This window comes from Roseateles sp. AC306, from assembly GCF_979253795.1.
In genome coordinates, this window is the sequence record NZ_CEEDEB010000011.1 from 137,404 (window position 1) to 143,443 (window position 6,040).

The 6,040-nt window shown below is 71.0% G+C and carries 4 protein-coding genes; all 4 read right to left on the reverse strand.

The annotated features are described in order from the left end of the window. Nucleotides 1–10: 10 nt before the first annotated feature. A complete protein-coding gene (locus AC0IZJ_RS20240; protein ID WP_471853155.1) occupies nt 11–2,173 on the reverse strand; it encodes an efflux RND transporter periplasmic adaptor subunit in 2,163 nt (720 codons plus the stop codon). A gap of 4 nt (nt 2,174–2,177) precedes the next feature. Beyond that, complete coding sequence (locus tag AC0IZJ_RS20245; protein ID WP_471853157.1) at nt 2,178–3,911, reverse strand: efflux RND transporter periplasmic adaptor subunit; 1,734 nt, start codon at nt 3,909–3,911, stop codon at nt 2,178–2,180. Next, nucleotides 3,908–5,263: a TolC family protein gene (locus tag AC0IZJ_RS20250; RefSeq protein ID WP_471853159.1), complete on the reverse strand. Its 1,356-nt coding sequence runs from the start codon at nt 5,261–5,263 to the stop codon at nt 3,908–3,910. Before AC0IZJ_RS20250 ends, AC0IZJ_RS20245 begins: the two co-directional genes overlap by 4 nt. Before the next feature lie 61 nt (nt 5,264–5,324). Then, complete coding sequence (locus AC0IZJ_RS20255; RefSeq protein ID WP_471853161.1) at nt 5,325–5,930, reverse strand: PEP-CTERM sorting domain-containing protein; 606 nt, start codon at nt 5,928–5,930, stop codon at nt 5,325–5,327. Nucleotides 5,931–6,040 lie beyond the last annotated feature (110 nt).

Here is a 6,040-nt window from a genome sequence, read left to right on the forward strand (position 1 = left end):
CATCGCGACACTAGACATTCAGACGGGCCAGGAAAGCCTGGCGCAGGCGCAGCAGCCACTGCGCCGCCAACGGCGTGGCGCCCAGGTCGAAGCGCACCCAGACCTTGTCGCCGAACACCGCGCTGGGCGAGGGCCTGTTAAGTTGCAGCTCGATGTCAAACACGCGGCGCAGGCTGTGCTTGCCGCCCTCCTTGGCCGGGTCGACGCCGATCTCGCCGCCACCCGATGAGCCCAAAGCGGCGGACACCAGCTCGAAACCGCCGCCCGGCACCTCACGGCGCACACGGGCGTCGAGCATGGCCTGCGGCGTCTGCATCAGCCGCACCTGCACGGACTGCACTCGGTGCTTGACCATGTCCGCATCCTCCTGCGTGACGGCCACGCGCACGCGGTCCGTCGGCCCGGCGACGAGATAGCCCAGCAGCTCGCCGCGCTTGACGGCGCGGCCGGTCAGCTCGGTGGGCGCGTCAGGCAACCAGCGGCCGGCCGTGGCGGCCACCACGTCCAGCGCGGCGACGCGGGCCAGCGCCTGGTCGTAGCGCGACTGCCGCGCAGCCAGCTCGCTGCGCAGCGGGATGGCCCGGGCCGGCTCCGCCACCTCCGCGCGGCGCAGGCTGGCCTCGGTCTGCGCGAGCGCGGCGGCGGCCTGCGTCAGCTCGGCCTGCAACGGCAGGTTGTCGACCTTCAACAGCGGCCCGCCGCGCGCCACCGCGCTTCCAGCCGCGGCCTGCACGGCGCTGATCTGCCCCGGCGCTTCGGCGCGCACCAGGGCTTCATCGGGCAGCCAGATGACGCCCTGGTGCACCGAGTAGAACGGCAGCGGCACCAGGCCCAGAAAGACCATCACGCCAGCAAGCAGCAGCAGCGCTCGCCGCTTGGCGCTCTGGCGACGGCGCGCCAGCGAGCCCCCTTCGTCGAGATGCTTCCATGCCTTCCACACCGGCATGACGAGCGCCTGCCAGCCCGCCATGACGGCCATGATGGCGCCGATCAGCAGGTACTCGCTGGCGACGAACCAGATCAGGCCGACGGTGATGAGCAGGCGGTAGACCGGCGCGATGGCGCCGTAAAGGAACAGGATCCAGCGCTCACCCTGCGAGGCCAGCGGCGGCTCGGCATCCTTGGCGCCGAACAGGAAGCGGTCGCTCAAATAGACCCAGTAGTTCTGCGCGCGCTGCGCCAGGTTGGGCAGCTCCATCAGGTCGGTGGCGATGAAGTAGCCGTCGTAGCGCATCAGCGGGTTGCCGTTGACGAGCACGGTGGACACGCCGGCAATCAGGATGACGTTGTACGCAATCGCCGTCATCAGCCCCGGCTCGGCGGCCAGCCACACATAGACGGCCACGGCGCCCAGCGCCAGCTCGGCCAGAATGCCCGCCGCCGCCACCTGCGCCCGCGCCCATTTGGACGGGAAGCGGTAGGACGAGGTCGCGTCCACATAGGGCACGGGCGTGAAGATGATGAACAGCAGGCCGATCTCGCGCACCATGCCGCCACGCGCCTTCACGGCCAGGCCATGCGCCCATTCATGCACCGCCTTGACGGCCGGATAGACGAACCACAGCAACGCCAGGTTGCTGGCCGACAGCACCCGGTCCGACAGGTTCTCGGTCAGCGCCTGCCAGTGCTGGGCGCCCAGCACGGCGGCCGGCAGCACCAGGGCCAGCCACAGCAGCGCCACCGGCAGGCTGAACAGCAGGCGCGCCAGGGCGGTCTGCCTGTCGAACCAGGCATCGGGGTGGAGCAGCGGCAGGCGCAGGCTCATCGGGTTGAGCCAGTTCTGCTTGAACTTGGCCTTGCGCTGGCGCTCGAAGCGCTCGAAGACCTCGGCGGCATCGGGCGAGACCTGGGTCTGGAGCAGGTCGTTGGAATGCAGCGACGACACCAGTTGCACCAGCTCATGCTGCGAGATGCTGGCGCCGCCGTCTTCGTTGTTCTCGCTGGCGGCGGCGCAGGCGGCGTCCCACACTTGATCGAGCGTGCGGCGGCCGTCGCACAGTGACAGCACGCGCCAGACCTCGGGCGTCATGCGGTGAAAGCGCTGGCTGACGGGGTCGGACAGCAGCACCCAGGAGCGGCCGCGCAGGCGGCGGTGCAGGGGCTCGACGCCATCGCGCAGGCGGGGCCTCAGATGGCGAAGTGCGTGCCAGTGCTCCGACAGAAGCGCTTGCATGGCTCTAGATCCAGTACTGCCAGAGCTTGAGCCGCAGCCAGTCCAGCGACTCGCGCGTCCAGATCGTCAGCACGTTGGACCTGCCGACCACGACCTTGGCCACGCCCTGCATGCCCGGGCTCAAGGCGGGCATGTCGCCCACCCACGCGGCCTCGGCGCGGAAGCCGTTGGTGCCGTCCTGCACGCTGGCCGTGGCCGTCACGCGGCTCAGCTCGAAGTCGTGGCCGGCCTGCGGCTGGCCAGCCAGGCGCAGCACGCCGCGCTGGCCGGTGCGCACGCGGGCGATGTCGCGCTCGGGCACATGCAGCACGACGCGGTAGCCCTCGGAGGCGATCTCGAACATCTCCTTGCCCAGCTCCGCCGGCGCGCCGACCTGCTGCACCCAATCGCCGCTGACGACCAGGCCGGCAATGGGCGCGACGAATTGCGCACGCGCCAGCTTGGCCTCGACCAGCGCCAGTTGACCCTCGGCGCCTTGCAGCTCGGCGCTCGCCAGCGCCACGCTCGCAGCCTCGCGGTCGGCCATGGCCTGGCGCAGCTTGGCGGCGGCCTGGTCGCGGTCGCCGCGCAGCCGGGACTGCTCCAGCTTCAGCTCGCGGTCGTCCAGGCGCAGCAAGACCTGGCCCTTTTGCACGCGGTCGCCCGGCCGCACCAGGGCCTCGGCAATGAAGCCCTCGAAGGGCGCAGTGACGAGCTGGCGTGTGCGGCCTTCGATGACGGTGTGGGCCGTGACGCGGTCATCCACGGGAATGAGCAACAGCACGGCCAGCACGAGCACGGCTGCGGCGGCGCCCGCCTTCCAGGCCCAGTGACCAGGGCCGCGAAGGCGGTTGGCCACGCGGCGCAGCGCCCGCCAGGTCTGCACGGGCAGGGGCAGCTCGGCTGCGCGCCAATGGCGCAGCAGCGGCTCGGCTAACGCTGCACTCGTGCGCAACACCTGCTGGGCGGCGGGCGTGGCCTGCCCTTGGGCGACCAGCACGGCGACAACCTCGCCCTGGTCCAGCAGCGGCAGGGCCCAGGCTTCGCGCTCCGTCAGCTCACGGCCTTCGACAAAAGCACGTTGTGCAACCTCGCCGGCCGCCTGCACGCCGGGGCTGGCGGTCTCGGCATAGGCCACGTCGGCCGCCACCCACCAGTGCGTGCGCCCATGGCGCACGTCGAACAACGAAAGGCACAGCTCAGCCTCCGGCGGCAACTCGCGCCGCGCCCAGGCGGCCGTGCGGTTGACCCAGTCCTGCGCCGCCGCACGGGCGTCCTTGTGCGAGGCCACATGGCCCATCAGCTCCAGCAGCTCGGCGGCGCGCTGGTTGTGCGCCAGGCTGGCCGCGCTCAAGGTGAGTTGCAGCCAGCCCAGCGACAGCAGCAGCAGTTGCAGGCTGCGGTCGTTGTGCGGCGGCTCAAGCAGCGCGCCGACGATGCCGGGCTGGCCGCTGGGCAGCATCAAGTGCGTGGCAACGAGCAGCTCGCCCGTCGGCACCCGGCTGAGCGCGACGGGGCTGTCACGCGTGACGCGGGCTCGCGCCTCGGCCCAGGCGACATCGACCTCAGCCACGTCAGCGCGCTCGAACGGCGAGCGCCAAGCCGCATCGGCCGCATGCAGCGCCACGCCCTGGCAGCCCAGGCCGGCCGCATGCAGGCGCTGCAGCCAGATGGCCAGGGCCGGGGCCAGTTCAGCGGCCTGCGGCGTGGCCGAGGGCGGCGGCAGGATGGCCTCGTGATCGTTCACGCCCACGCTCATGACCCGCTCCTGTCCCGCGAGCGCCCCATCTCGCCCGGCCGGTGCTCCACGAGCTGCGCGTCCAGCGCTTCCCAGTCGGCATCACCCAACGCGCCGGACAGCGCCCGCAGCTTGAAATAACTCGCCCACGCATCGTGCCGCGCGCGGGAGAGGTCGCGGCGCGCCTCGAACAGCTTGCCTTGCGCCTCCAGCACGTCGGCATTCGTCTTGATGCCCACCTCGAAGCCGCGCTGGTTGGCCCGCACCGACAGCGCCTGCGAGCGCTCGGCCGTGCCCAGCGCCCTCGCCTGCGACAGCGCCGACAGCGTCGACACAAAGGCCTGGCGCACGCCGATGACCAGGGTGCGGCGCGCCAGGTCCAGCTCGCTGGCGGCCTTGTCGCGCAGGGCCAGCGCCTCGACGACCTTGGACTGCGTGGCGCCGCTGGCAAAAAGCGGAATCGTCAGCGTCGCGCCGACCGCCGAGGTGTTGCCGCGGCGCGGAAAGATGCTGGTCACCGAGCCGTTGTCGCTGGAGCGCGTGTAGCTGGCGTTCAGGTCCACCGTAGGTGCATGGGCCAGCGAGGCCTTGCGCGTCTCCGCCTCGGCGGCTTCCACGGCGAGCCGGGCCTGGCGCAGCGAGGGGCTGTCGGCCTCGGCGCGCGAGAGCCAGTCCAGCACGCTGTCGGCGCGCAGGGATGGCAGCGCCTCGGGCGCGACGGCGCGCAGCAGCAGGGTCGGCGTCGGGCCATTGGCGATCTCGGCCAGCACCTGCTGGCGCAGGTCCAGCTCAGCCTCGGCGGCGAGCGTCTGGGCGACGGCGTTGTCCACCCGCGCCTCGGCCTCACGCACCTCGGGTGCCGCCGCGCGGCCGACCTGGAAGCCGCGCCGCGCTCCCGCGAGCTGTTCGGTGTAGGCCTCACGGAGCGCCGTGGCATGGGCCAGCACGTCGCGCGCCTTGAAGACCTCCAGCACCGCTTCGGCCAGGCGCTGCTGCGCCTCCAGGCGCGACTGCATGAGCGCGTTCTCGGCCTGCTCCAGCTGGCTGCGTGCGGCCTGCATCGCCGGGTAGAGCGCACCGCGCCACAGCGGCTGCGTGATCTGCACGACGTACTGATCGGAGCGGATCCCGCGCGAGTCGTAGGTAGGCGCCTCGCTGTAATGGCTCTTGTTGCCCGTCACCGTGACGTTGGCCGTCGGACCGTAGGCCGCCTTGGCCTGGAACAGCCGCTCGTCGGCCGCTCGCAGCGAGGCGGCAGTGGCGCGCACGGCGGGGTCGGCGTCGAGCGCGCGGGCGGCCAGCTCGGGCAGCGTCTGGGCCGCAACCGGTAGCGCGAACGGCACAGCGAACAACAGCGGGAGGAGTCGGATCAAGGAGCAGCCCAAACGAAACGCGCCGGCCGAAAGGGCCGGCGCGTGAGTGTCCGTGAAAGCGTCAGTCGCGACGGCGGCGGCGCGTCAGCAGGGCGCTGGCGAGGGCAATGCCGGCGAGGGCGACGCTGCCGGGCTCGGGGACGGTATTGCCGGTGGCGTCCTGGGTCTGCAGGACGAGCTTGATGTAGCCAAGGCTGCCGCCGTCACCGGAATCGAACGCCAGGATCTCGACGGTGTTGTCGGCACCGACCAGGCTCAGCCATGTCGCGAGATCGAAACTGTCCAGCCAAGCTGTGTTGCTGCCTAGACCGTTGCTTTCGGCGTCACCATTCGTCAGTTCGCCAACCAACTGGCCGTTCAGGTAGACACCTGCATTGCCGTTCCAACCCCAGCCGCCCGAGAACACCTGCAATGACGCGCCGACCAGGCTGCCGCTCCAGGTCGGGCTGAGTTGCGCTGTGAAGCCGCCGTAGACCCAGTCGTTGGTGCCGTCGGCCTGAGGGTTGATCAGATCGTCGACGACGAACGTGGCTCCATTCGCGAGACCAATGCCCAGGCCGTCGAGCTCACCGAAGCGGCTCTCCACCGTGGCGGCCGCAGCCGGAGAACTCGCCAGGGCGAGGGCCAGTCCAAGGGCGGACAGACAAGTACGGGTCAAATGGTGCATGGATAAGCCTGTGAGGATTCGCGCAATCTTGCGCATCCTAGAGAGAGGTGCCCGCGCCGGCCATCCCCGGAGCATGGGACGCACGGTGCCGGGGCGGATATGGCGCGGGC

Coding starts and splice junctions, on each gene's coding strand:
- AC0IZJ_RS20245 (WP_471853157.1), bottom strand. CDS start 3,911: ATGAGCGTGGGCGTGAACGATCACGAGGCCATCCTGCCGCCGCCCTCG.
- AC0IZJ_RS20255 (WP_471853161.1), bottom strand. CDS start 5,930: ATGCACCATTTGACCCGTACTTGTCTGTCCGCCCTTGGACTGGCCCTC.
- AC0IZJ_RS20240 (WP_471853155.1), bottom strand. CDS start 2,173: ATGCAAGCGCTTCTGTCGGAGCACTGGCACGCACTTCGCCATCTGAGG.